This window comes from Methylocystis iwaonis (assembly GCF_027925385.1).
In the GTDB taxonomy this organism is placed as follows: Bacteria; Pseudomonadota; Alphaproteobacteria; order Rhizobiales; family Beijerinckiaceae; genus Methylocystis; species Methylocystis iwaonis.
In genome coordinates this window covers 286726-308119 of record NZ_AP027143.1, presented here as the reverse complement: position 1 = coordinate 308119, position 21394 = coordinate 286726, and the positions used below count along the sequence as shown (strand labels likewise).

General features: G+C 60.9%; 23 protein-coding genes and 2 pseudogenes. 6 read left to right on the top strand and 19 right to left on the bottom strand.

The features are described 5' to 3' along the window. Positions 1-51: 51 nt before the first annotated feature. The gene (locus QMG84_RS19185) at positions 52-885 is read left to right on the top strand and encodes an OmpW/AlkL family protein (RefSeq protein ID WP_281932261.1); all 834 of its coding nucleotides are present in this window, start codon (positions 52-54) and stop codon (positions 883-885) included. 19 nt (positions 886-904) lie between these two features. Here the strand turns inward: QMG84_RS19185 and QMG84_RS19180 are convergent, their stop codons facing one another. Beyond that, on the bottom strand, positions 905-1855 hold the full coding sequence (locus tag QMG84_RS19180) for an ABC transporter substrate-binding protein (RefSeq protein ID WP_281932259.1): 951 nt from the start codon (positions 1853-1855) through the stop codon (positions 905-907). A gap of 36 nt (positions 1856-1891) precedes the next feature. After that, positions 1892-1963 (bottom strand): annotated as a pseudogene (locus QMG84_RS21490) (hypothetical protein); the annotation flags it as partial. A gap of 101 nt (positions 1964-2064) precedes the next feature. On the opposite strand from QMG84_RS21490, the gene QMG84_RS19175 reads away from it, so the two are divergent. Beyond that, on the top strand, positions 2065-2877 hold the full coding sequence (locus QMG84_RS19175; RefSeq protein WP_202074029.1) for an IS5 family transposase: 813 nt from the start codon (positions 2065-2067) through the stop codon (positions 2875-2877). A gap of 55 nt (positions 2878-2932) precedes the next feature. On the opposite strand, the pseudogene QMG84_RS19170 reads toward QMG84_RS19175, so the two are convergent. Further along, a pseudogene (locus QMG84_RS19170) lies at positions 2933-3646 on the bottom strand (sigma-54 interaction domain-containing protein); the annotation flags it as partial. 500 nt (positions 3647-4146) lie between these two features. Here QMG84_RS19170 and QMG84_RS19165 point away from each other — a divergent pair. Then, on the top strand, positions 4147-4368 hold the full coding sequence (locus QMG84_RS19165) for a hypothetical protein (RefSeq protein ID WP_281932256.1): 222 nt from the start codon (positions 4147-4149) through the stop codon (positions 4366-4368). A gap of 45 nt (positions 4369-4413) precedes the next feature. On the opposite strand, the gene QMG84_RS19160 is transcribed toward QMG84_RS19165, so the two are convergent. From QMG84_RS19160 to QMG84_RS19150, 3 genes are all read right to left on the bottom strand, one after another. Further along, positions 4414-4659, bottom strand: a complete 246-nt coding sequence (locus QMG84_RS19160; RefSeq protein ID WP_281932255.1) for a hypothetical protein — start codon at positions 4657-4659, stop codon at positions 4414-4416. Positions 4660-4846: 187 nt separating this feature from the next. Beyond that, on the bottom strand, positions 4847-6241 hold the full coding sequence (locus QMG84_RS19155; protein ID WP_281932254.1) for a sensor histidine kinase: 1395 nt from the start codon (positions 6239-6241) through the stop codon (positions 4847-4849). After that, a complete protein-coding gene (locus QMG84_RS19150) occupies positions 6238-6918 on the bottom strand; it encodes a response regulator transcription factor (RefSeq protein ID WP_281932253.1) in 681 nt (226 codons plus the stop codon). Before QMG84_RS19150 ends, QMG84_RS19155 begins: the two co-directional genes overlap by 4 nt. A gap of 258 nt (positions 6919-7176) precedes the next feature. Between QMG84_RS19150 and QMG84_RS19145 the strand changes: the two genes are divergently transcribed. Continuing rightward, the gene (locus tag QMG84_RS19145; RefSeq protein ID WP_281932251.1) at positions 7177-9468 is read left to right on the top strand and encodes a TonB-dependent siderophore receptor; all 2292 of its coding nucleotides are present in this window, start codon (positions 7177-7179) and stop codon (positions 9466-9468) included. Positions 9469-9477: 9 nt separating this feature from the next. After that, positions 9478-10320 carry a DJ-1/PfpI family protein gene (locus QMG84_RS19140; protein WP_281932250.1) on the top strand — a complete coding sequence of 281 codons (843 nt, stop codon included), beginning with the start codon at positions 9478-9480 and terminating at the stop codon, positions 10318-10320. A 199-nt stretch (positions 10321-10519) separates the two neighbouring features. On the opposite strand, the gene pqqA is transcribed toward QMG84_RS19140, so the two are convergent. Continuing rightward, a complete protein-coding gene (pqqA, locus tag QMG84_RS19135) occupies positions 10520-10597 on the bottom strand; it encodes a pyrroloquinoline quinone precursor peptide PqqA (RefSeq protein WP_281932504.1) in 78 nt (25 codons plus the stop codon). A 140-nt stretch (positions 10598-10737) separates the two neighbouring features. After that, entirely contained in the window at positions 10738-12267 is a 1530-nt protein-coding gene (locus QMG84_RS19130) for a histidine kinase (RefSeq protein ID WP_281932249.1), read from the bottom strand. Here QMG84_RS19130 and QMG84_RS19125 point away from each other — a divergent pair. Continuing rightward, positions 12241-12873 (top strand): response regulator transcription factor, encoded by a 633-nt coding sequence (locus QMG84_RS19125; RefSeq protein ID WP_202073188.1) that lies wholly within the window; start codon positions 12241-12243, stop codon positions 12871-12873. The genes QMG84_RS19130 and QMG84_RS19125 overlap by 27 nt on opposite strands. Before the next feature lie 9 nt (positions 12874-12882). On the opposite strand, the gene QMG84_RS19120 is transcribed toward QMG84_RS19125, so the two are convergent. The 11 genes from QMG84_RS19120 to moxJ all read right to left on the bottom strand — a co-directional run bounded on the left by QMG84_RS19120 (position 12883) and on the right by moxJ (position 21314). Next, on the bottom strand, positions 12883-13401 hold the full coding sequence (locus tag QMG84_RS19120) for a hypothetical protein (RefSeq protein WP_281932247.1): 519 nt from the start codon (positions 13399-13401) through the stop codon (positions 12883-12885). A gap of 1 nt (position 13402) precedes the next feature. Next, entirely contained in the window at positions 13403-13927 is a 525-nt protein-coding gene (locus tag QMG84_RS19115) for an SRPBCC family protein (protein WP_281932246.1), read from the bottom strand. Positions 13928-13950: 23 nt separating this feature from the next. Next, the gene (locus QMG84_RS19110; protein WP_281932245.1) at positions 13951-14928 is read right to left on the bottom strand and encodes a vWA domain-containing protein; all 978 of its coding nucleotides are present in this window, start codon (positions 14926-14928) and stop codon (positions 13951-13953) included. Then, positions 14928-15518 (bottom strand): MxaK protein, encoded by a 591-nt coding sequence (locus QMG84_RS19105; RefSeq protein ID WP_281932244.1) that lies wholly within the window; start codon positions 15516-15518, stop codon positions 14928-14930. The genes QMG84_RS19110 and QMG84_RS19105 overlap by 1 nt, the downstream gene beginning before the upstream one ends. After that, entirely contained in the window at positions 15515-16513 is a 999-nt protein-coding gene (locus QMG84_RS19100) for a vWA domain-containing protein (RefSeq protein WP_281932243.1), read from the bottom strand. The genes QMG84_RS19105 and QMG84_RS19100 overlap by 4 nt, the downstream gene beginning before the upstream one ends. After that, on the bottom strand, positions 16510-17403 hold the full coding sequence (locus QMG84_RS19095; protein WP_281932242.1) for a nonribosomal peptide synthetase MxaA: 894 nt from the start codon (positions 17401-17403) through the stop codon (positions 16510-16512). The genes QMG84_RS19100 and QMG84_RS19095 overlap by 4 nt, the downstream gene beginning before the upstream one ends. An 8-nt stretch (positions 17404-17411) precedes the next feature. Next, a complete protein-coding gene (locus QMG84_RS19090; RefSeq protein ID WP_281932241.1) occupies positions 17412-18257 on the bottom strand; it encodes a DUF58 domain-containing protein in 846 nt (281 codons plus the stop codon). Continuing rightward, positions 18254-19285 (bottom strand): AAA family ATPase, encoded by a 1032-nt coding sequence (locus QMG84_RS19085; protein ID WP_281932240.1) that lies wholly within the window; start codon positions 19283-19285, stop codon positions 18254-18256. Before QMG84_RS19085 ends, QMG84_RS19090 begins: the two co-directional genes overlap by 4 nt. Before the next feature lie 132 nt (positions 19286-19417). After that, positions 19418-19708, bottom strand: a complete 291-nt coding sequence (locus QMG84_RS19080) for a methanol dehydrogenase [cytochrome c] subunit (RefSeq protein ID WP_202073196.1) — start codon at positions 19706-19708, stop codon at positions 19418-19420. 82 nt (positions 19709-19790) lie between these two features. After that, the gene (gene moxG, locus QMG84_RS19075) at positions 19791-20366 is read right to left on the bottom strand and encodes a cytochrome c(L), periplasmic (protein ID WP_202073197.1); all 576 of its coding nucleotides are present in this window, start codon (positions 20364-20366) and stop codon (positions 19791-19793) included. Between the two features lie 30 nt (positions 20367-20396). Beyond that, positions 20397-21314: a methanol oxidation system protein MoxJ gene (gene moxJ, locus QMG84_RS19070; protein ID WP_281932239.1), complete on the bottom strand. Its 918-nt coding sequence runs from the start codon at positions 21312-21314 to the stop codon at positions 20397-20399. Positions 21315-21394: the final 80 nt, after the last annotated feature.

Sequence of the window (21394 nt, the reverse complement as noted above, 5' to 3'; positions counted from 1 at the left end):
CAAGGAATGAAGGCGGATTCCTTCATTCCATGACCTCCAAGGAAAGCGTCCATGAAAGAACTCGCGTTCTTATCGTTCGCGGTATGCGCTCTCGCATCCAGCGTCGCGTCGGGAGCGGATCTGCCGAGCAGAAAGCTTGCGCCCCCGCTACCTGTCGTCGCCGTCGACGATTATCAACCCTTCCAAATTCGCTTGCGCGCGACGGCGCTCATCCCCGACGGCTCCTTTACGATTTTCGATCGTTACGGAATTGTTCCCGCCGCCACAGGCATCGTGTCGGGCGCGCCTGGCGGAAAGATTTTCGGGGCGGGCGTGGATGTATCGAACTCGGTTATCCCGGAGATCGATCTCAGCTATTATTTCAACAAGAATTTCGCCGTCGAAACGATCGCGGGATATACGCGGCATAAGCTGACGGCGACAGGTCCGCTCGCCAATATCCCCGTAGGCTCGACAAACCTGCTTCCGGTGTCCTTGCTCGCGCAATATCACTTCACTAATCTCGGCGCGTTTCAACCCTATATCGGCGTCGGCGTCACTTGGGCCGTGCCTTACGCTTATGGGCCCGGAAACGGCTGGACCCCGCTCGTCACCGCGCTTGGCTTCACCGGATTCAATTCTGTGCGAGACCTGCAAATCGGCCAGTCCGTCGGCGTGGCCGGTCAGATCGGGTTCGATTACATGATCACGCCCAATATTGGCATAAACGTCGATCTTAAACGCATCATGGCGCAACCGACAGCCTATGCGACGATCTACAACACCGCGCTTAACCAGAATATCTATGTTCGAGTGCAATCCAATCTCGACCCATGGCTCGCCAGCGTCGGCGCGACGTTCCGTTTCGGGGGCGCCTCTCCGGCGCCCGTGCTGGCGAAATATTAAGGAGGCGCCGCGGCTCGCTCTACGAGCCGCGCCACACCGCATCGGCGATAGCGGCGCGGGCGGGCAATTGTCCCGAGCTGAGATAAGCGTCAGCAATCGCTTGCTGCTCTTCGATGATCTCATCGTCGAGAGGCTGCGGCCGGAACTCTAGCCGATTCAAATGGCGCTCGGCGACAGAGTGGTCGAGGTTCAAGCAGCGGGCAATAGCCCTAAGATCGTTTGGCTGCCTGGCCGCTCGGCTCGCGCCCAGGGCGCGAATCTCTGTAAAAATCGCTTCGATAATTTGTGGATGCCCGACGGCGAATAAGCGGCGTGCAACATAGAATTGTCGATTCACGACATGTTCTGAACCATCGAGGAGAATACGCGCAGCGTCATTGTCCCGCGCCACGCTGAGGAGGGGTTCCCAAATCCCCCAGGCGTGGATAGCGCCACCTTTGAGGTCGTCGAGCAAATCGAGACTGGGAGGGATGTATATTGGTTCAATATCCGCACGCGAGAGCCCTCTCCTCTTCAGGGCCGTCATCAGGAAATAATCCGCATTCGACCAGCGGCTGAACGCGACTTTTTTTCCTCTCAGATCGTCGACGGTGCGGATGTTTCGATCGGCGACGACAATGGCGACGTCGCTGGGCGCCGGTGGTTCGAATCCTACATAGAAGAATGACACCCCCATAGCGACGGCGAACACGGTTGCTGCTTCGCCCGTGACGCCAAAATCAATCTCGCCGCGCCCTATTGCATCGAGTATGTCGGGCCCGGAATTGAATTCCCGCCATTCCGCGTGAAAGCCCAAGGACGCCAATCTAGCGTCGAGAGAACCTAACGCTTTCAGAGCCGCAAGAGTGCCGAATTTCTGATAACCCAGCCGCGTGACATTTATATCTTTATCTCGGGTTTTTCCGTTGGTTGGCGCACGGAATTTCTTGCGTGGCGCTATCATGCCCATATGAGCAAGATGCGTGCGCAACGCGTTGCGTGTCAGTCCGAGCTTTTCGGCGGCGTGAACTTGATTTCCGCCCTCGCGTTGGAGTGCGGTTGAGACGAGCGACCGAGTGACGAACTCGAAAAGATTTATTTCACCGCGAGAAATAGCTCCTTCGAAGAGTTGACGAAGTTGTTCTTCGAAATCTAGAGGGTGTTATGTACTTTGGTAGTTGATTATCTTAATGGAATCGGATGTCTCCGATTCGCAAACCGTATCCGTCTGATGTCAGCGACGAGGAATGGTCGCTGGTTGCGCCGTATCTGACGCTGATGGACGAGGGCGCTCCGCAACGTCAGCATTTGCTTCGTGAGCTATTCAACGGCCTGCGCTACGTTCTGCGTTACGGCATAGCATGGCGCGCCATGCCCAACGATCTGCCGCCCTGGTCCGCAGTGTATCAGCAATCGCAGCGCTGGCTGGCGGCGGGCGTGTTCGAAGAGCTTGCGCAGGACCTGCGCGCCTTGTTGCGCGTCGCCTCCGGTCGCGCCGAGGAGCCAACCGCGGCGATCATCGACAGCCGCACGCTGCGTTCGACGCCGGAAAGCGGTCCACGGGCCGGCTATGACGGCGCCAAGCGCAAGCGCGGCTCCAAGCTGCACATGGCGGTCGACACGCTGGGGCACTTGCTGGCGCTGCACGTTACGCCAGCGAATGTCGACGACCGCGCCGAGGTCGGCAAGCTCGCCGCCGCTGTGCAGGACGCCACAGGCGAGAACGTCGAGCTTATTTATGTCGATCAAGGTTATACCGGCGAGAAAGCCACGGAGGCGGCCAAAGCGCAGGGCGTCGAACTCTGCGTGGTCAAACTCTCCGAAGCGAAAAAAGGCTTCGTGCTGTTGCCCAAACGCTGGGTTGTCGAACGATCCTTCGCTTGGGCGACCCGATGCAGGCGGCTGGTCAAAGACTACGAACGCTACGCCGACACACTCGCTGGCCTCCACGTCGTCGCTTTTGCCTGCCTCATGCTCAAACGCGCAGCCGACTTCGTAATACAGAGTGCATAACACCCTCTAGCGATAGTTCGATTTGAGCAGCGGACGATTCGACGATCGGCACATGCTGAACGAGCGAGCCATTTGTTAGTAGGAGCGCATTGTGAAGAACATTCTCTAGTTCGCGAATATTCCCTGGCCAGCTATAATTCATCAACTTTTGTAACGCGCCGGGGGTCAGCTCCGGATCACGGCGACCGAGCTTCTCTCCGTAAAGCTTCAAAAAGTAATCAGCTAGCGGCTTGACGTCCCCTTTTCGCGCGCGCAACGGGGGCAAATGAATCGTCGCGACATTCAACCTGTAGAATAGGTCGTTGCGAAAGGTCTTGGCTTGCACGGCCGCATCGAGATTGACGTTGGTCGCGGCGATGAGCCGAACATCAATTGGACGCGGGCGACGCGAACCGACACGGACGATTTCTCGCTCTTGCAAGACGCGCAACAATTTCACCTGCATAGGCGGGGGGAGGTCTCCGATCTCATCAAGAAGCAACGTGCCTCCGTTGGCGGCCTCGAACCAACCCATTTCTGTCTTCAATGCTCCGGTGAACGCTCCTTTCTCATGCCCGAATAGTTCAGCTTCGATGAGCGTTTCACTGAACCCCCCGCAATTCACAGCGAGAAATGGTCCGTTTTTGCGCTTGCTGTGGGCATGAATGTAACGAGCGACCAGCTCCTTTCCGGTCCCCGTCTCTCCGATGACCAAAACGGTCGCGTCGCTGGGCGCCACGCGAAGGATGTCTTCCTTCATCGTCAGCGACAACGGATCTTCGAACACCATCGCAGTGGCGCGACTTGTGGCGCCACGTCGCACGCCGGAGACGGTCTCCACGCCCGCCCGGCTCTTGCCCTGAACCACGACTGAGAGGGACGAGGGGTCGCAAGCCATTTCCACGCTCCGATTAGTTTATAATACCGATAAACTAACTTAGATGATGTTTCAACCGCGACGGGTTCTACCCAAATTTTTGATCCAGCGCCCGCCGCGACCGAGCGGTCCAAAGAGCCCACATCTCCCCTGCCGCGATCGACGGTCAGTTGAACGAGCGCCCTCGTTCGGTCACCATCATGTTCTCGAACTTGCTTTCTCCCGTTCATGCTATGTTTAAAAGTTTCTAAGACCTGCCCACGCAAAGCCCAGCCGCGGCGCGCGCGAGTGGGGGCGCCCATTCGATCTTGGGGGCGAGCGAAAGAGCACGCGTCACAAGACGCGAAAAAGGCGCCTTCAAAAAGCTATTGGTTTCGTATATTTAGAGGTGCGGCGATCGTCGGGGATTTCAAATGACGCTATCCGGTCGTCAGAGCGACAGGGTGATCTGGCTCACTCCGAGGCAGGGCCAAAGCCTGGAGACGCGGTTCCTTATCCACGGCCTTGCCGCCTTCCTGGCTTTCGTGATGGCGACATCTCTCGCGGCAGAGTTTTTGGCGCAGTCCATCGTCGCCTGGATGGGGCCCGGTAGAGGTTTCGTGCTGAGCTTTCTTTCCGCATCTAGTTTTCTGTAGAGGCCGAGCGGGCGGTATAAAGAGCCGGTCCTTTCGGACACGCAGCTAATGCCATCCCAGCAGGCACACATTCGCCCACACCTGCTCGAAGCCGTTCCAGACAAATTGGAAGCAGTCGCTTCCAAAGTCGTGACCCTTGTAGCACGTCGGGCAATCGAGGCGCAGCGGCATGGGACGTACGAGGACGGGTCGAGCGTCGTAGATCGTGGCCGCGCATGCGGTCATCGGCGTAAGCGCCGCGGTTGCGAGAAGGGCGACGCCCGCCATTGAGCGGATGGAGCGCATATTCATGAGGAGGCCCTTCTGCCAAAGCTGCTTCAAGCCGCATCTATCGCGCTCGGTCGCGGCGACAAGCAGCAAGTATGGACAACGGGCGCTTGCCTCGCCGGCTGCTGCTACGGAAAGGCTCTTGGCTGGGCGCAATAGAGCCTTGCAACCGGGCGCGAGAAGGAATGGCTTTGGGACGTCACGCCTCGAGCTATGCGCTCGGACCCGAGCCAGAAACCTTCACAAACGAAATTTTGAAAGTCGCGCCCCCGCCCGGCGTCTCCTCTAGAGAGAGCGCGCCTCCCATCAGTTCGACCAGCTCTTTCGAGATCGCCAATCCGAGCCCCGCGCCCTTTCCGCTGGTCTCGCGGCGCCAGAATGGTTCGAAAATTTTGTCCCGATCGGACGGCGATACGCCATTACCGTGGTCGACGACCTCAATCACGGCGGGCTCCAGGACGCGCATTTGAATGACGCCGCCTTCCGGCTCGGCGCGAAGCGCATTGTTGAGGAGATTTGTCACCACGCATTCGAGCGCCCATTTGTGCAGGCGGAGACCGATTCGGCTGCGCGGCTGTTCGAAGGCTATGTTCCGCTTGTTTTCGATCACGAGAGGCGTGAAATCGGCAATCAACGCAAGGACGGTCGCCCCAAGATCGAGATCATCGACCTCTTTCTCGCATGAAACTGAAAAACGCGCTGTGGCGAGCAATTGCTCGACGATCGACTGAACGCGGTGAATATCCCGCCGCATGTCGCGCCTGAAGGCCTCATTATCGGGATTATCGGCGTGAGCGCGCATGATCGCGATCGGCGTCCGCAATTCATGCGCCGCATTCGCCGAAAAACGGCGCTGCGCCGCGACGCCGGCGTCGAGGCGAGTCAGCGCGCCATTGACCGCGTCGATAAAGGGAACAACCTCCTTCGGAGCGTCGTCCGAGGAAATGCGTCGATGAAGCGTATTGACGTCGATCGCGGCAATATCGGCGGCCGCGGCGCGCAACGGCGCGAGCCCGTGCCGAACGACAACCCATCCGACTAGGACTGCCCCAAATATGCCTGGAGCAATCACGATCGCAGTATGCAGCGTCAGGAACAGCCTTGCGACCTCGTAAAGGTCTTCCCATGCAAAGCGGTAGCCGTAGACGGCGATCACGAACCGGCCGATCGCCGTCTCGATGAGCCGCAGGCTGCCGCGCGCGCGCTTGGCCTCGTCCCCGGGCAGATGAAATTTCAACGCCAGGGCGTCGATCCGCTCGAGGCCGGCGAGCGCCGCGACGAGCTCCGGCGACGAGCCGGGCAGCGCTTTTTTCGTTTGCGGGTCGACAACGGCGTATCGCGCCTGCGGATTGGCGATCATATAGTCGCGCAGCGCCGCGGTCGGTTGAATGATGGCGTTCTCGTCCGGCGTGCGCGTGAGCGACTTCTGGACCAGGGCGATGAGCCGATACTCTCCCCACTCGTCCGGGCTCATCGCCGAGGCGGCGCCCAGGCCCAAAATGGAGATGGCGAACTCCATGATGGGAACAAGAAAGACGATCGCGACGAATTGCGCCGCCGCAAGGCTGACGATCAACCGGAAAGATATGGATTGCCGCGCGCTCACTCTTGCGGCGCTCGCGCAATCATATAACCAATGCCGCGCGCCGCATGTATCTCGACCTGTGCGCCGAGATCGTGCAGCCGCTTGCGCAAGCGCGAGACGAGAATGTTCAGGGCGTTGCCCTGCACGTCGTCATCGAATCCGTAGACTTCGTCCTGAAGCTGGTTGCGCAGGACGATACGGCCGGAATTCCGCATCAAAGCTTCGAGCAAAGCGAGCTCGCGTCTATGGAGCACCAAGGGCTTTCCGTCGATCGACACCTGATGACTAGCAAGATCGAATGAGAGTTTCCCGAGAACGACGGGCGGCGCCGCCGCCGCGCCGGGTCGCCGCAGGCAGGCCCTGATCCGGGCCATCATCTCGTCGAGATCGAAGGGCTTGGCGAGATAATCGTCCGCCCCGGCGTCGAGGCCGCAGATACGGTCGCTCACGGTCTCGCAGGCGGTCAAGACAAGAACCCGGATGCCGGGCTGCAGCCGCTTGAGGTCCGGTAGAAGCTCGAGCCCGTCGCCGTCCGGGAGCCTGCGGTCGAGAAGCGCCAGCCCGTAATGGTGACATTGCAGAGCCGCCCGCGCTTCCTCCAACGCGCCGACATAGTCCGCGATAAAGCCGGATCTGCCGAGACGCGCCACGATGGCCCGCGCCATCTCCGGCTCGTCTTCGACTAGCAGCGCGCGCATATCGACACGCAGTTTGCCGTCAGGCGCAATCGCGCGTCGGGGAGAAGAAATTGAGGCATAGACCGTTCCGCCGCAAGCGAACAGCTTTGTAGGTAAATCAAGACATGGCAATTTTGCAACAGTCGCGCGTAAGCGCGGGAGGGGCGTTCTCACGTTATCTCCGTGAAAGCTTGGCTTTCTATACCCCGCTCCGGGATGCGGCAACTTCCCGACGAAAGAGCGCTTTAGGAGGCCATTTTGCTCAATCGCAATCGACTAATGGGACATGTGTGCGCGGGGGCGCTGGCGGTTTCATATGCGGGCGACGCCGTCGCTCAACAGAATTTGCCCACGATCGACGTCGGCGTCGCATCGCGGGCGCAGGCGCAAGGGGCCGCTCGGCGGGAGCCTGCGAGTCCCACGCCCGCGAATCAGCGAGACAACGGCCCTCCAGTCCGGCAGACGACCGCTGGACCAGTGCGCGGCTATCAGGCGCTGACGTCGCGCGCCACGCGCTTCGAGACGCCGATCAAAGAATTGCCGATGTCGATCGTGGTGATTCCGCGCAAGCTCATCGACGACCAGCAAGCGGTTTCCCAAGCCGAGGTTTTCCGGAACGTCTCGGGCCTGCAGCCAATCAGCCCGCTATTTCCGGGCGAGCTCGGCCCAAGCCTTCGCGGCATGCGCGCCGAGCGTTACATCGATGGCTTGCCGAATTACTACGATCTCGGCGTGCGCGACCTCCTCGCCAATGTCGAGCGGGTCGAGGTGTTGAAGGGGCCGGCCAGCATCCTGTTTCAGGGCGGCGCGAGCCCGGTCGGCGGCGTGGTCAATGTCGTTTCCAAGCTGCCGACGCCGGATCGTTTCGCAGAAGCCGGCATCCGCGGCGGCGGCTACAGCTTCGCAAGCCCCTATATCGATATTAATCAGCCGCTTACCGAGAACAAGAGCGTTTTGTTCCGGCTAACCGCGCAATATGAAACGACGCGTTCGAACATCGATGTGGTGCAACGGCGCAGCTATACGATCAATCCGACCATCAAAATCGCGCCCACGGATGCAACCTCGCTGATCGTGCAGGGATATCTCACCCGGCGCGAGCAGCCTGATTATCCGGGACTGCCAGCGATCGGCACGATCGACAGAACCTTCTATTCGGTGCGCCCGACCGCCTTCCTGTCCAATGGTGGGCTGCCTGCGACAAGCACGTCCTCCTCAGGGGTCACGCTCCGCTTCGATCATAAATTCGACGAGACCTTCTCGACCTTCACGAGCGCGCGGTTCTCCTCTTCGAGTCTCTACGAGCCCTCGCAAATTCCGTTCGGCAACAAGCCGACCTTTTATAAGGACTCCTTTGTTGGCGTCGTTGGCGGGCCCAGCCAATTTTATATGGCCGATATCATCATGGCCCAGCAGACGAAAGAAATCTCCGTCACGTCGAATGTGATGGCGAAGTTCGACGCGGGGCCGACACGAAACAAGCTTCTCGTCGGCGGCGATTTCAACCGCGTTTGGGATAGCGGTTACATGTCCGGCGCCAACGCCACCCCGCCCGATCCAAAGATCCAAAAGACGTTGAACTTTTTCGGAATGGGCGCCTACGCATCCTTTTATCCGACCCTCGTCGACTTCCGCGCGCCGGTCTTGCCGCCCTACGCCTATCCGCTTCCCGGCCAGGGCGGCTACACGATTTTCAGCCGCGTCAACAACACCTATCAAAACGCAGGGCTGACGGCGCAGCTTCAATCTACGATCTTCGAGCGTTTGCATATTCTTGCCGCCGGCCGCGTCGCCTTCATCGACATTTATGCCGAGGAAGGCGCCGCCCGCCCGCCGCGGAAATTCAATTCGAGCCAGACTGCGTTTCTGCCCCGCGTCGGCGCCCTATTCGACGTGACGGACTGGCTCTCGGTCTATGGCAGTTACGCGCAAGGCCTCCGGCCGGTCTCCAGTTTCAGCGGCGCAGGCGGCGCTGCGCCGAAGCCGGAGGGATCGGAGCAATGGGAGGCGGGCGTCAAGCTGGACGGCCCGATGGGACTGTCGGGCACGCTCGCCTATTTCGATCTCAAACGGACCAATGTGGTGACGACGCTCGCGGGAAGCCTCACACAATATCAATCCGGCGAGTGGCATTCGTCCGGCATCGAGGCCGACCTCGTTTGGCAGCCGACGGCGGACCTCTCCTTCCTCGCGAGCTACGCGCATATCGACGCCAAGGTTTCGAAAGATCTGAATATCAAGCTCCAGAATGCGCCCTTGAACCTGGCGCCGGCGGACTCGGGACGCCTATGGGGGAACTACGCCTTCGACGGTTTCCTCAGGGGCTGGTCGTTTGGCGCGGGGCTTTATGCAGCTTCCGGGCAGGTGATCGAGATCGGCAGCCCCTGGAGCACGAGCGGCTATGTCACTTTCGACGCCGCTCTGACCTACAAGCATGAACACTTCACTTTCTCGGTCAACGGCAAAAATCTCTCCGATCATCAGTATTTCGTTCAATATCCGTATCTTTCCGGCCGCGTCATGCCGGGCGAGGGACGCACGTTCTTCGCCAATCTTTCCGTTCGTATGTAGGAGTAAAGCATGAGCACGCTCGACCGCCGCCAGGTCGGAGAGGCGATCGCCGCCTTCGCCGCGATTCTTGCAAGCGGCCGAGCGTTTGCCGCGAGGGACAAGTCGAGCGACAGCGCGGCGCCTGGACATGACATGTCACAGATGCCGAGCCGCTGGCATGGCAAGGAGCGGATCGCCTTCCTGATCTATCCGGGCTTCACCGCCCTCGACATGGTCGGGCCGCACTACATGTTCGCAAGTCTGATGGGCGCAAAAATCGACATCGTCGCCAAGACGCTCGACCCCGTGCGTAGCGACACGGGTCTGATCTTTACGCCGTCGGCGCGCTTCGAGGAGGCGGTCGCGGATTACGACATCCTTTGCGTTCCCGGCGGGACGCAAGGGACGCTCGCCGCCATTCGAGACGACGCCACAATCGCCTATGTTCGCGACATCGGCCAAAAGGCTCGTTTCGTCACCTCTGTCTGCACAGGTTCGATCGTCCTCGGCGCGGCGGGACTGCTCCAGGGCTATCGCGCGACCTCGCATTGGGTGACAAAGCCATTGCTGCCGATCGTCGGCGCAATACCGACCGATGGGCGCTTCGTGAAGGACCGGAACCGCATCACGGCCGAGGGCGTCACGGCCGGGCTGGACTTCGCACTTTCTCTTGTCGCGGAGTTGCGGGACGAGAGATATGCGCAAGGCGTCCAGCTCCTCGCCCAATACGCGCCCGCCCCGCCCTTCAACGCCGGCGATCCAGCTACGGCGCCGAAAGACGTGACCGGGATGATCGACGGGATGTTCACGGGCCTGAGGCAAGAAATGCGCGCCGCCGCCGCCGCGACCTATGAAAGAAACAAGAAGCCTTAGATTGGTTCGGCGTCATTCCCGACGCTTGTAGCGAGCGCTCGGGAATCCAGAGCAACACCCGCTGCTTCTGTGGCTCTGGATTCCCGGTCGGGCTTTCAGCCCGCCGGGAATGACAGCCGCCAATGTAGCTGTTCAAATGGAAATGGCGTCAGCCTTTCGCGCCGGGAGGAACGGCCTACCATGGCGCTCCAAAGCGGCGTTAAATCTCAGCCGATTCGTAGCTCGTGACTTCCATGCCAACGCACACTTCGACGATAATCGGGCTCGACCAGGTCATGACTGCTTCCTTCTATCGGGGCCCTGGATCGGGCCCTTGAGGCAAGATAACGGTCTGCGCTGGTTCGATCAGCCTGAAATTTCGCCAAAAGACAATTCCAAACCTTCCCGACCAACCCCGCATTCTCCGAGGCATTCGCCCTACTCCCGATCGGCCTCGTCTTCGTCGCGGATCGGCAGCGAGACGATCACCCGCGTCCCTCCCGCCACGCCTCGCTCTACTTTCATCCGACCGCCCAATCCCTGAACGCGCTCGCGCATCCCGAGCAGGCCCATTCCGGAACGGTGCTCTTCCGCGATGCCGACCCCATTGTCTTCGACGACGATAATTAATGTCGGCGCATCCTCCGTTTCGCTTTCTCCCGTTTCGCCGATCATATCGCACCCGAATTCGGCAGAGACCCGCGCCCAACTTGCATTGGCGTGCCGAAAGACGTTGGTCACGCTTTCCTGAACAACTCTGTACGCCGTCAACGCGGTAGTCTCGTCGAGCGACGATAAATCATGGGGGCACGACAGCCGAAGATCGACTTCTGGATGGCCCAGCGACCAGGACGCGAAAAGATTCTTGAGCGCCGCCTCGAGCCCAAGCTCGGAAAGACCCGTTGGCCTCAGGCGCCCGAGCAGACCCCGGAACAAAGACTGAAGCGCCTCGCCTGCCCGATCCATGATCGTGCTGATCTGGCGTAATCGCTCCGGCTCCGCCGGAGACTGCGCGACAGCCTCCTGTAGAGACGCCGCCGCCGCGCGGATCGAAAACAGGCAGGGGCCAGCCTCGTCGTGGAGGTCTCGGGCGATGTCTTTTCGCTCGCTGTCTTGAATCTCGATGAGCTCGTTGACGAGATCGCGGTTCTCCTGCCGCACGCGATCGAGCGTCGCTGCGAGCGAATTGAGCGCATTCGAGATGTCGCGAAATTCCGTGGCGCCCTGCGGCGCGATCCGGATTCCGCTTTTCCGCGCTTCGAGGTCGGCAAGGCAGGCCTGCAGCGCTTCGAAAGGCGCGAGCGAATACCGAACGAGGAGCAGCACGAGGACGATAATGGCAAGCGTTACGACCAAACTGATCGACGCCAGCCAGGTCATGTCCGACCAGATCTCCTCCAGCTCGTCGAGGGGATTGGAGACGATCGCGACGCTGCCATAGTCGCGCTCATGGGCGCGGATGGGAACGATGACGACACGTGGCGGAGGAACATCCACGAGTCGCACAAACCAAGCGGGCGGATTGTCGGCGAGAAGGCGCTCTGGCTGAGACCACTGCGCCGGCGGCGCTTCGCCCCGTTCGAGTATCGTGATGTCGACATGGCGCAAACGACCGAGATTTGCGTAAAGTTGACGCAAGGCTGGAGCTGGATTCGCGTTGCTGGGAATACTTGCAATTGTTGTCAGGACAAACTCCCGAGCGAGACGGAGATTGCTTCCCGCCTCGGCCCGCACGCGCGGTCCCGCATGCATGAGCTGAATCGTGAGATTGATCAGGAGCATTGCAAGAAGCACGAGGCCGATCAGCCAACTCAGCCCCGCTTTCAGTGAGATCATCGGCTTTTGCCTGTGAAAGAGCAGCCACAAAACGGCCACAAGACGATTGACACCGCGCACGCTTTTCACAACAAAGATTTTAGGTCCACAACAAGAAAAATCGTCATGCGTGTTTTGATCGTCGACGACCATCCGATGGTGATCGAGGGCTGCCGCGGCATGCTCTCCGGGCAAAAAGACATCGACGTGATCGAGGCCCACAACGCCGACGAAGCGCTCGAAAAATATGCTTCCACCGCGCCCGACGTTATTGTTCTCGACATCAATCTCCCCGGTCTCTCCGGGTTCGAGCTGCTGCGCCTGTTGCTGAAGCGAAACCCCGATGCGAAGGTCATCGTCTTCACCATGAACGACGACCCGGTTTTCGCGGCGCGGGCAATCGAACGCGGCGCGCGGGGCTATCTGGCGAAAAACGAGGACCCGAAAGTCTTCATCAAGGCGCTTCGATCCGTTGCGGCGGGCGAACGCTATCTCTCCGGCAATCTGGCGCTGCGGCTTGCTTTCGCCGACCAGAGTCTGACAAAGAATCCGCTGGATGCGCTGAACAGCCGAGAGATCGAAATTCTGCGCAACCTCGCCAATGGCAAGGATATGACCGAGATCGCGCATATTTTGAAGGTTTCTTACAAGACGGTCGCCAACAACTGTATTTTGCTCAAGCGCAAACTCGGGGCACGGTCCAAGGCCGACCTTCTGCGCATTGCGGTCGAGAACAAAGTCGCCATGCGGCTGGTGTAAGCGCCTTCTCTATCTGAACTGCTTTTGCGTTCGGTAGCGCTCCGAAAGAAGGCGCAAAGCGTCTTCGCGCGTCACGTGCTTGTGACGCAGATTGAAATAATGCTGGCAGAGTACGCCATAGGTCTGCTTCTGTCCGGCCTCGGCGGCGACATTCGATAGCGCCTCCAGCAAATCCGCATAACCCTCGGCACGCCCCTCTTCCGCCAGCATTTTTCCGGTCTGCGCCGTCCGGTTGGCGAGCATGCGGTCGGTTTCGAGGAAATGCGGGCGCGCTGCGAGCAGCGCCGCACGCATGCGCCCGACCGCCGCCTCGCCGGCGACGCCGTCGTGGCCGGCTTCCCGGCGCGCCAGCCAGAGCGCCGGATCGGTATTGTCCGTCGCGCTCAGCCAGAGGCCGCCGCTTTTGGCCTCCTGCGCCTCGATCACATCATTTGCGTCGCTCGCGCGCTCCTCTTTGCCGCAGGCTGCGCAGAGGAGGCACGTGACGAGCACAAATGCCGCTTTCGAGGCGGTCGACCGCGGCGGCACGCTATTTTCCTTCGACTTTTCTCTTCAGGCTCTCCAGCCCGTTATGGAGATATGTCGCCATCGCCGTGCGCGCCGCGTCATCGTTGAGATTTTCGGGCGGCTCGTTGCTCGTGTCGCCGCGATAGAGGCGCCCATACCATTTCACCTGGCTGCCGCCGCTAGCGGCCGGCTCCACCGTGAAGGTGAGCGTGTAGGAACTCACCGGCAGCGCGTCGAGATTGGGATCGGACATGCGCCAGGAAAGCTTGTGCGCCGCCGCGTCATATTCGTCGAGGCCTTCCTTCAACGCCCCGCCCTTCTTGAGCGTCACTTCGCGCTCGGCGCCCGCAGCGTCGCCGCCCTTGGCCTTCACAGCCTGGACGTCCGGATGCCAGGCCGCCAGCCCGTCGAATTTCCCCGCGACCGCCCAAACTGCCTTGGGGTCGGCGGAGATGACGATTGTTTCATCGACCTTGATCGGCGTCGGCCCATGCGCGAGCGCCGGCGCGGCGAGCAAGAAGGCGATCAACGACACTGCTTTCTTCATTTTGTTCTCCCTCATGGTTGTTTTTACGCGGCGCGCGCGATTTGCCGCTTGCGCGTGAGCCGCTCCAAAAGCGGCGCGATCGAGAAGACCGCGAACAGGCAGGCGGCGGATGCGCCGCCGAGAAATGCTCTGAGATCGAGACTTCCCGAGCGTGGCCGCGCGGTTGCTGCAGCCAGATAGTCGTCGTGCAGACGGGCCGTGTCGCCGAGATGGGCGTAGCCGAGGCCGGTTTTTTCGGCGAGCGTGCGCAGATAGTCTTCCTTCACCGAGGAAAGATGCTCCGCGCCGACGGCGGCCGTCGCGCCAAAGGGCGCGTTGCGGGCATTGTAGCCCTCCCTTTGCTCGGCGCCTTTGGGCGGCAGGCCGAAACGGCTCTCATGCGGGACCTCGTCAACGGCGACGAAGCCGATGTCCCGTCCCCTGTCGTCGAACTTCGGGATCGGCGAGAGCTCATAGCCGCCGGTTCCCACGATCAACCCACGCGTCTCACCGACTTTCCCTTCGAAAGCGGGGCCGCCGGATGGCGGCAGCGGCGGGGCCTCGTGACCATCCGTGAAAAATAGCAGGTCCGTCTTCAACTCGCGCGCCATGTCGATGGCGCGGAACAGACCCGCCGCTATTCGGCTATCCCCCTCCCAGGCCATGCGCCAATCGAGCGCCGCGATCGCAGAGTCGAGCGGCGAGAAATCGGCGCAGGCGTCGATGGGCTCGAAGAGCAGGAACGGCCGCCGTTCGGTGAAAACGCCGAGCGCGACGCGCGAGGGGCAAGGGAGGCTGGCGATCAGCTCCCGCAAGGCGGCCTTGGCCTTTTCGAGACGGCTGATCGGTTTGCCTGAGGCGGCGTAGTCGCGAGCATTCATGCTGCCGGTGATGTCGACGACGGCGAGGAGGTCATACCCTGGGCGCGTGACCTGCACCCGGGGCGTAATGAATGTGGCGACGAGCAGCGCCGCCGCCAGCGTCAGCAAGATGAACCGGGGATCACGCAAGTCCGGGCGCATCAGGGCAGACCTTTCGGCTTGCCCGGAATATCGGTCCAGAGCTTTTTGGGATCGGCGCTGAGCTCGTCGCCGCTCGTTCGCTCGAAGTCCGGAAAGTCGCGCACAAGTCGCGCCGCCACGTCGAAATTATATTTGGCGTCCCAGAATTCCGGGTCGAGTTGGAGCGCGCGGCGATATTCCCGCTTGGAAAGATTCACGAAAGGAGCCGCCGCTTCGAGCTCGGATCTCTCGATATGCGCCAGCGCCACGCGCAGCAGCGCATTGGCCAAGAGATAATGCCCCCGCGCGCGGGTCTGCGTATCGCCGACGCGGTCCAACGCCTCCAGAAGACCGCGGGATTGATCCAGTTCGTCGCGTTTTGTCAGGAAAGCAATACGCGCGAACAGCAATTCGGAACGCGCGTCGGCGTCGATTTGAATATCGTGGCCTGTGCGGAGCAATTCGATCGTGTCATTCGTGGCGAGCGCACGGCGCCACGCCACCAATTCGAAGCCGGTCGCGACAGCAAACGTCAGGAGGAGTGCGACGAGCAGCGCAGAATGCTGCTCGCGCCAAAAAACGACGGCTCTTTTGCGCAGGCGGTCGATCACGGGACGCCTCTGGGTGACGCGAGCTGAACTTCCGCTAGTTTTGCGACGAGCAGCAGACACACTGCGCCGAGCGCCGCTGCAAAAAATGTCCCGGACAGATCGCGTCGCGGCAGCTTTTCGAAATACGGCATGGGCCGGCGCTCGAGCTGATCGATCTGACGCAAAGCTTCCTCGGTCGCTTTGGGTCCTTCCGCTTCGAAAGCGCGATAGGGCACGCCAAGCAATTTGAAATAAAGATCGAGATGGCGCTCCGGGGCCGCTTGTGGGGACTCGTCGTTGTCGTGCGCGTCGTAGATCCCCTGGCTTCCCTCGGTGCGCAGGAAAAGCCAGTAGAGATTGACGTGGGCCTTTTTGAAATCCGCGCGCAGATCGTCCTGGATTTTCGGATCGATGACTCCCGCGCCGTCCGAAATGAGAAGAACGGCCCGGGAGTGATCGGCGTCACTCGCGCGAAACATCGAAAGCGCCATGGCGAGGCCGCGCGCAATATTGGTATAATCCAGCCCCGGCCGATCCATGGCGTCGATCGCTGCTTTGGTCGCGTCAGGGTGATCGGAGAGCGGGGTGACGAGCATGGGCGAGGTCGAGAAGGCCGCGACGCCGACAAGGTCGCGCCGCCGACTCTCGACAAAGGCTTTCAATATCCGCTTGGCGGCGGCCGCCTTGGACTCTTCGTCGCCAGAAGGGTTCCGGCCCGCAAATGTCTCGTTCATACTGCCGCTGCGATCGATCAGCATAACGATCTGCGCGCCTTCGGCCACGCGCTCGACTTCCTCTCCGGGAAGGAAAGGACAGGCCGCGCCCGCGAGACTCGCGAGAAGCGCCACGACGCCGAGCAACTTCAAGCCACCGTCGACGACTCCGGAAAGACGGTCTTCGGGCGCGCAATCCAGTGAGGGGATCGCGGAATCGCGCAATGCGGATTTCCACAGCGGCGCGAGGGCGGCGGGCGCCAGCAGGAGCAGTCCAGGAAGGTCGAAGCTGATAAGCGTCACTGCGCGCGCTCCCGGCGACCGAGCGCTTTGGCAAAATCGAGGAGCTCGCCGAGCGTGTAATCGGCGACGTGATCGCCCTCTCGAGAAAAGAAGGCGCGTCGCGATGCTGAGAAGAAGCGATCGAACGCAGGCTTCAGGGAAGCGAATTCCGGCCGTCGCGCCAAAAAACCAGGGACGTCCTCAGCGAGGAGCGACGCGCCGTTCGCAAGATCGATCGCGCGGTGCAGGCTCTGAAAAGCCAGCGGGAGAACGGTCGCCTCACTTGCCGCGCGCGTCTGCGCTGCGAGCTTGCGCGCCAGCGCGCTGAAAATGCGCGCGGGTCTTTTCTGGAATGGCGGCCAGGCGCGATCCCGCGCGACCGCAGTGAGCGAGAGTAAAGAGAGAGCGGCGAATGCCAGCGCAAGACGCTTCGGCTCGGTCTCCTCCGCATAGACCGCCGGCGCATCCGGGCGCAAATAGTCCTCCGAGCGCTCCTGCTTTTCGGGCGCGATTTCGCGCAAGGGCGCGACGCCCACGCGCCAGGCGGGAACCGAAATGGTTTCCTCTCCGAGACGCAGATCGAAAGCAGGAATGTCGATGTTTCGCACATCAAGCGCGACGTAGAAATTCTGGTAGACCAGATCGATGTCCCAGCGCGTGTCCGCGCCAACCGCTGTCGCGTGAACGCCTACGTCTTTGAGGTCGAGCGAAACCCCGAGGGGCCCCGGCCGCGGAAGCGAGGAGGCCGAGAGCTTCGCGTCCGCTGATGACATAATCTCGATGCGGGCATGGATAAGATCGCCGACAAAATAGCCGAAAGGCCGCGCGGAATGAATTTTGACGCGCTGGTCGGCGGCCTGGGCGCAAGTGGCCCAGAAGAGCGCGACAATGAAGAGTGGCGCGATACGCATGTCGCGCCTCACGCCGCCATGAGACGTAAGCTGAGGGATCGGGAATCGACACGATCCTCCACGAAAATCGGCGGTCGAACGCGTCCGGCCGCGAGCTGAATCAACGCCGCCCGGCGCTTCGACTCGGCGTCGATCCATTTTTGCCGCAGGCCCGGCCGCATGACTATCGTACGCCGCCGCGCTGTTTCGGAATCCCGTAAATCGAGCAAACCCCAGCGCGGCGGATTCAGCTCGACAGAGTCGACGAGTACGACCGGCAAAACATCGTGAAGCGCCAGCGCCTCAAATATCCGCTGGACAAGCGCCGCCGGCCATCGGAAGTCGGAGATGAGCAGAACAAGCTTCCGACCCGCGCCGAGGCGTATCGCGGCAGTCTCGAGGCTTTCTGCGTTCGTGCCGGCCGGACGTTCGTCGCGAAGCCGATCAACGGCGTGAAGCGCCGCCCTTCGCGATAGCGTCGCCGGAAGAAAGGCGCTCTCACGCAAAACGTCGCCGCCGGCGACGAGGCCGAAGCGGTCGCCAATGCGCGTCGTCGAAAAGGCGAGCGCGGCACAGAGGTCGCAGGCGACCTGGAAACGGTCGACCGCGCCGACAAAGCCCATGGACGCGGAAAGGTCGACAAGCGCGTAAACGTCGATCGCGCTTCTTTGCTCGAAGCGCCGGACATGCGTCTCGCCGAAAGGATCGCGCAATGTCGCGCGCAGATCGATGCGTCTTGCGTCAGGATAGCGCAGGAACGGCGCTTGGTCACGAAACACGCCAAACCCGCCGACCTCGCTCGATACATGCGCGCCGGCATGATTGGACCGGAAGCGTCCGCGAGGGCGGTACAGAATGTCGCCAGTTATGGTCATGGAACCGGAATCGTGTCGAATACGGCTTGGCAGAGCTGCCTGACCGGTTCGTCGCCGCGCAGCGCATGAATGGGATCGACAAAAATGCGATGCGCCATCACCTCGAGAAAAACGTCTTTGATGTCGTCCGGCGTCAGATAGTCCCTACCCTCGAGCCAGGCGCGCACGCGCGCTGCAAGCGCCAGAGTCGCAAGGCCGCGTGGGCTGGCGCCGCCCTTTACAAGCGTCGCGACGTCGACGTCGCGCAACGATATGCCGACGGACGCCGGCTCGGTCAGCGCGCGCCAGAGGTTCAACACATAAGACTGGAGGGTCGGGCTCGCCTTCACCGTCTCCTGGATTACGCGCGCCACTCTCCCGATCTCACGATAGTCGACCGTTCCGGGCGCCACTCTGTCGAGAAGTAAATCGACATCCTGAAAGACGGGATCAAAAATAAGGCTGCGCCGCGCCTCTGGATCGGCGGGCGCCTGCATGGAAATCTCCATAAAGAAGCGGTCTCTTGCGGCGGCGGGCAGTTCAAATGTCTCTTCGCGCTCGACCATATTGCGGTCGGCGAAAACCTGGAGATAGGGAAAATTGACCAGACGGTTGAACGCCGTCACGCTTCGTTCGGCCATCAGCCGCAAAAGGAGCGAATGGACCTGTGGCCGCGCGCGATTGATCTCGTTGAAGAAGAATACGGGCAGCGTATCCGCCAGCCGCAGAAGCTCCGAGGCTTCGACGCGCGGGCGACCGTCGTCGCCAAGATAGGTATGATAGAGGATGTCGCTCGGCATCATGTCGACCGTGCCCTCGAAACGGGCGAAATCCCCGCCGAGCGCGCGCGACACCGCTCGAAGCAAGGTCGTCTTGCCGACGCCGACGTCGCCTTCGATCATGATATGGCCGCGGGCAAAAACGCCGATCGTGACGAGCCGAATGACGCGCTCCTGGCCAATGACCGCTTTTTGGATTTCCTGCTCGAAGGCGAGCGCGCGTTCGCGCCATTCGCCGAGCTTGTGCACTTTTTGAGAGTCGTCGTTCAAGACACGACCTTACAGCGCGATAAAAAGGGCGGCCACGATCTCGGGAACGGACGCGATGCGCTGTTGTTGAACAACATCGGATCCAGATCGTGGCCGCTTTCGTTCATCGCGGAAAAACCGCGACGAATTCGATTATTGAGCGATCTTGCTCACGTCATATTCCCATTTGCCGGTCTTCTTGAAATTCTCGACCCGCTTTTTGTTGCGATCTTCCATGGACTGGATCGAGGCCTGCTGCTTGGCGAGTTCCTTCGGATCGTGCTTGGGGTCGTATTTCGAGCCCTCGACCTTTTCCGGAAAGCCCGGCTTGGGTTCCCAGCAGTTGCCGGGCGCTTTGCACTTGGTGCCGTCATAGGCGAGAGCGCTGCCGGCGCTGAACATGATGCCGACGGCGACCGCCGCGGCGAAATGCATCTTACGCATGCCTGGTTCCTCCATATGTGCGAGGCTCGAGCCTCTTTGTTTGCGCCTCCCGCCGATCGGCGGAACTTGCTTCGCCGTGACCTTACTTTTTGGCCTGGCACTTGCCTGGCGGATTGTCCGGCAACGTCTCATGTCCGGCGTAAGGCTTGAACGACTTGCGCTGCGTATCGCTCAGCCAAGTCGCCTTCTCCGGCGCTTCCTTGAAGAGGTGGCGGACCCAAGCCATTACCTTCAGCATCTCGTCGAGCTGAAGATTCTGATATTGCGGCCCCATCGACGCCTGTGCGCCGCCATAGATCGTCGAGAACAGGCCTTCGTCGGTCTCGTTCTGCGGATAGGTCCAATAAGCGTCGTTGAGGCCGGGCCCGATCTTGCCTTCGCCGATATGGCCATGGCAGCCGGAACACGCCGAGAGGAATGTCTGCTCGCCCTGTTTCAAGCAGCTCAGATCCTCATTGTAGGGGTTGACGCCCGTGGTCATGAATTCCTTGACGGCGGGAGTGTCTTTGCCCTCCGGCAGCGCGTCGCTGAAATTGAGGACTTCGCCAGTGATGGTGTTGCGGAAGGTAATGGCCGACTGTGCGATTGCCGCTACGGCTACGAAGGCTCCGACCGCGGCGACGATCACACGCGCCGCATTTTTTCTTTGCTTGAACACGTTTTCTCTTCCTGCTCAGTATGCGCGCGTCTATTGGGTCACCGGCAAAAGGGGGACGCCTTCGGCTTTGAGGATTTCATCGATCTTCGGCTTGGCGGAGACCAGCGCGGTGTTGACGGCGTCCAGCAACGCCTTGTCGTCACGGCGAACGGCGACCGATTGTTCGAAGCGTTGCGGCACTTTTTCGCCATTGCTCTTCGCCGCGTCGTCTTCGATCAAGCTCATTCGCAAGGGAACGGTCGACGCCTTGACGTAACGCGCGACATCCGGCGCAAATCCCACTGCGATTTCGGCGGAGCCATTCACAACCTCGCCCACCATGCGACTCGGATCGATCTGCGTATATTGATTGCGCGCTGATCTGAAGTTCACGAGCGAGTAAAGATAGGCCATATTGTCTTCATATTGGCCCATGTCTTTGAGGAGCGCCTCGCCCGGCGAGCCAAAGGCGACGACGATGTGGCCAGCCTTTTTCAGTCGAGCGTCGTTCCACGACTTCACGTCGAGGCCGCGATCCTCCCGGCTCACGAAGACGTAGCCAGTCCGGTAATAAGGTCTCGACGTCGCGACGCGCGGATCGCCCGTATCGAGGCCGATGATGACGTCGCAGAGGTTCTTGTCGAGATAGTCGCGGACGAGATAGATTGCTGGCCGCTCGGACCACACGAACTGCGCCTTGCGCTTCAACGCGTCGGCGAGCGCTACCCCGATCTTGTTTTCGAGACCCGAGCCGTCTTCCAACGACAGCGGCGGTTGGTTCTTTGCGGCGCAGATTCGGAGCGAATTAGGATCGACGGCTTGCCCCGGCGCCTGCGCCGGATTCGAAGCCGCGTTGTTTACGGCGTCGCCGGAAACGCCAAGCGACGCAGCGGTCGCCGGCGCGGCGCCGAGGAGCGCCGCAGCAGCGACGGCGCTAAACCATGTAGACGAGCGAGTCGGACGCAACATCTTCGCTTCTTTCGTGAATTTCCTCGGGCGTTTGCCCGGGCGCAGATTTATGCGCCCGAGCAAACGTCTCAATTGCTTCT

Bases quoted from the DNA above. Each gene is read 5' to 3' on its own strand.
- QMG84_RS19185 (WP_281932261.1), top strand. From the start codon at position 52: ATGAAAGAACTCGCGTTCTTATCGTTCGCGGTATGCGCTCTCGCATCC.
- QMG84_RS19175 (WP_202074029.1), top strand. From the start codon at position 2,065: ATGTCTCCGATTCGCAAACCGTATCCGTCTGATGTCAGCGACGAGGAA.
- QMG84_RS19165 (WP_281932256.1), top strand. From the start codon at position 4,147: ATGACGCTATCCGGTCGTCAGAGCGACAGGGTGATCTGGCTCACTCCG.
- QMG84_RS19160 (WP_281932255.1), bottom strand. From the start codon at position 4,659: ATGAATATGCGCTCCATCCGCTCAATGGCGGGCGTCGCCCTTCTCGCA.
- QMG84_RS19150 (WP_281932253.1), bottom strand. From the start codon at position 6,918: ATGCGCGCGCTGCTAGTCGAAGACGAGCCGGAGATGGCGCGGGCCATC.
- QMG84_RS19145 (WP_281932251.1), top strand. From the start codon at position 7,177: ATGGGACATGTGTGCGCGGGGGCGCTGGCGGTTTCATATGCGGGCGAC.
- QMG84_RS19140 (WP_281932250.1), top strand. From the start codon at position 9,478: ATGAGCACGCTCGACCGCCGCCAGGTCGGAGAGGCGATCGCCGCCTTC.
- pqqA (WP_281932504.1), bottom strand. From the start codon at position 10,597: ATGACCTGGTCGAGCCCGATTATCGTCGAAGTGTGCGTTGGCATGGAA.
- QMG84_RS19125 (WP_202073188.1), top strand. From the start codon at position 12,241: ATGCGTGTTTTGATCGTCGACGACCATCCGATGGTGATCGAGGGCTGC.
- QMG84_RS19130 (WP_281932249.1), bottom strand. From the start codon at position 12,267: ATGGTCGTCGACGATCAAAACACGCATGACGATTTTTCTTGTTGTGGA.
- QMG84_RS19115 (WP_281932246.1), bottom strand. From the start codon at position 13,927: ATGAAGAAAGCAGTGTCGTTGATCGCCTTCTTGCTCGCCGCGCCGGCG.
- QMG84_RS19110 (WP_281932245.1), bottom strand. From the start codon at position 14,928: ATGCGCCCGGACTTGCGTGATCCCCGGTTCATCTTGCTGACGCTGGCG.
- QMG84_RS19095 (WP_281932242.1), bottom strand. From the start codon at position 17,403: ATGCGTATCGCGCCACTCTTCATTGTCGCGCTCTTCTGGGCCACTTGC.
- QMG84_RS19090 (WP_281932241.1), bottom strand. From the start codon at position 18,257: ATGACCATAACTGGCGACATTCTGTACCGCCCTCGCGGACGCTTCCGG.
- QMG84_RS19080 (WP_202073196.1), bottom strand. From the start codon at position 19,708: ATGCGTAAGATGCATTTCGCCGCGGCGGTCGCCGTCGGCATCATGTTC.
- moxJ (WP_281932239.1), bottom strand. From the start codon at position 21,314: ATGTTGCGTCCGACTCGCTCGTCTACATGGTTTAGCGCCGTCGCTGCT.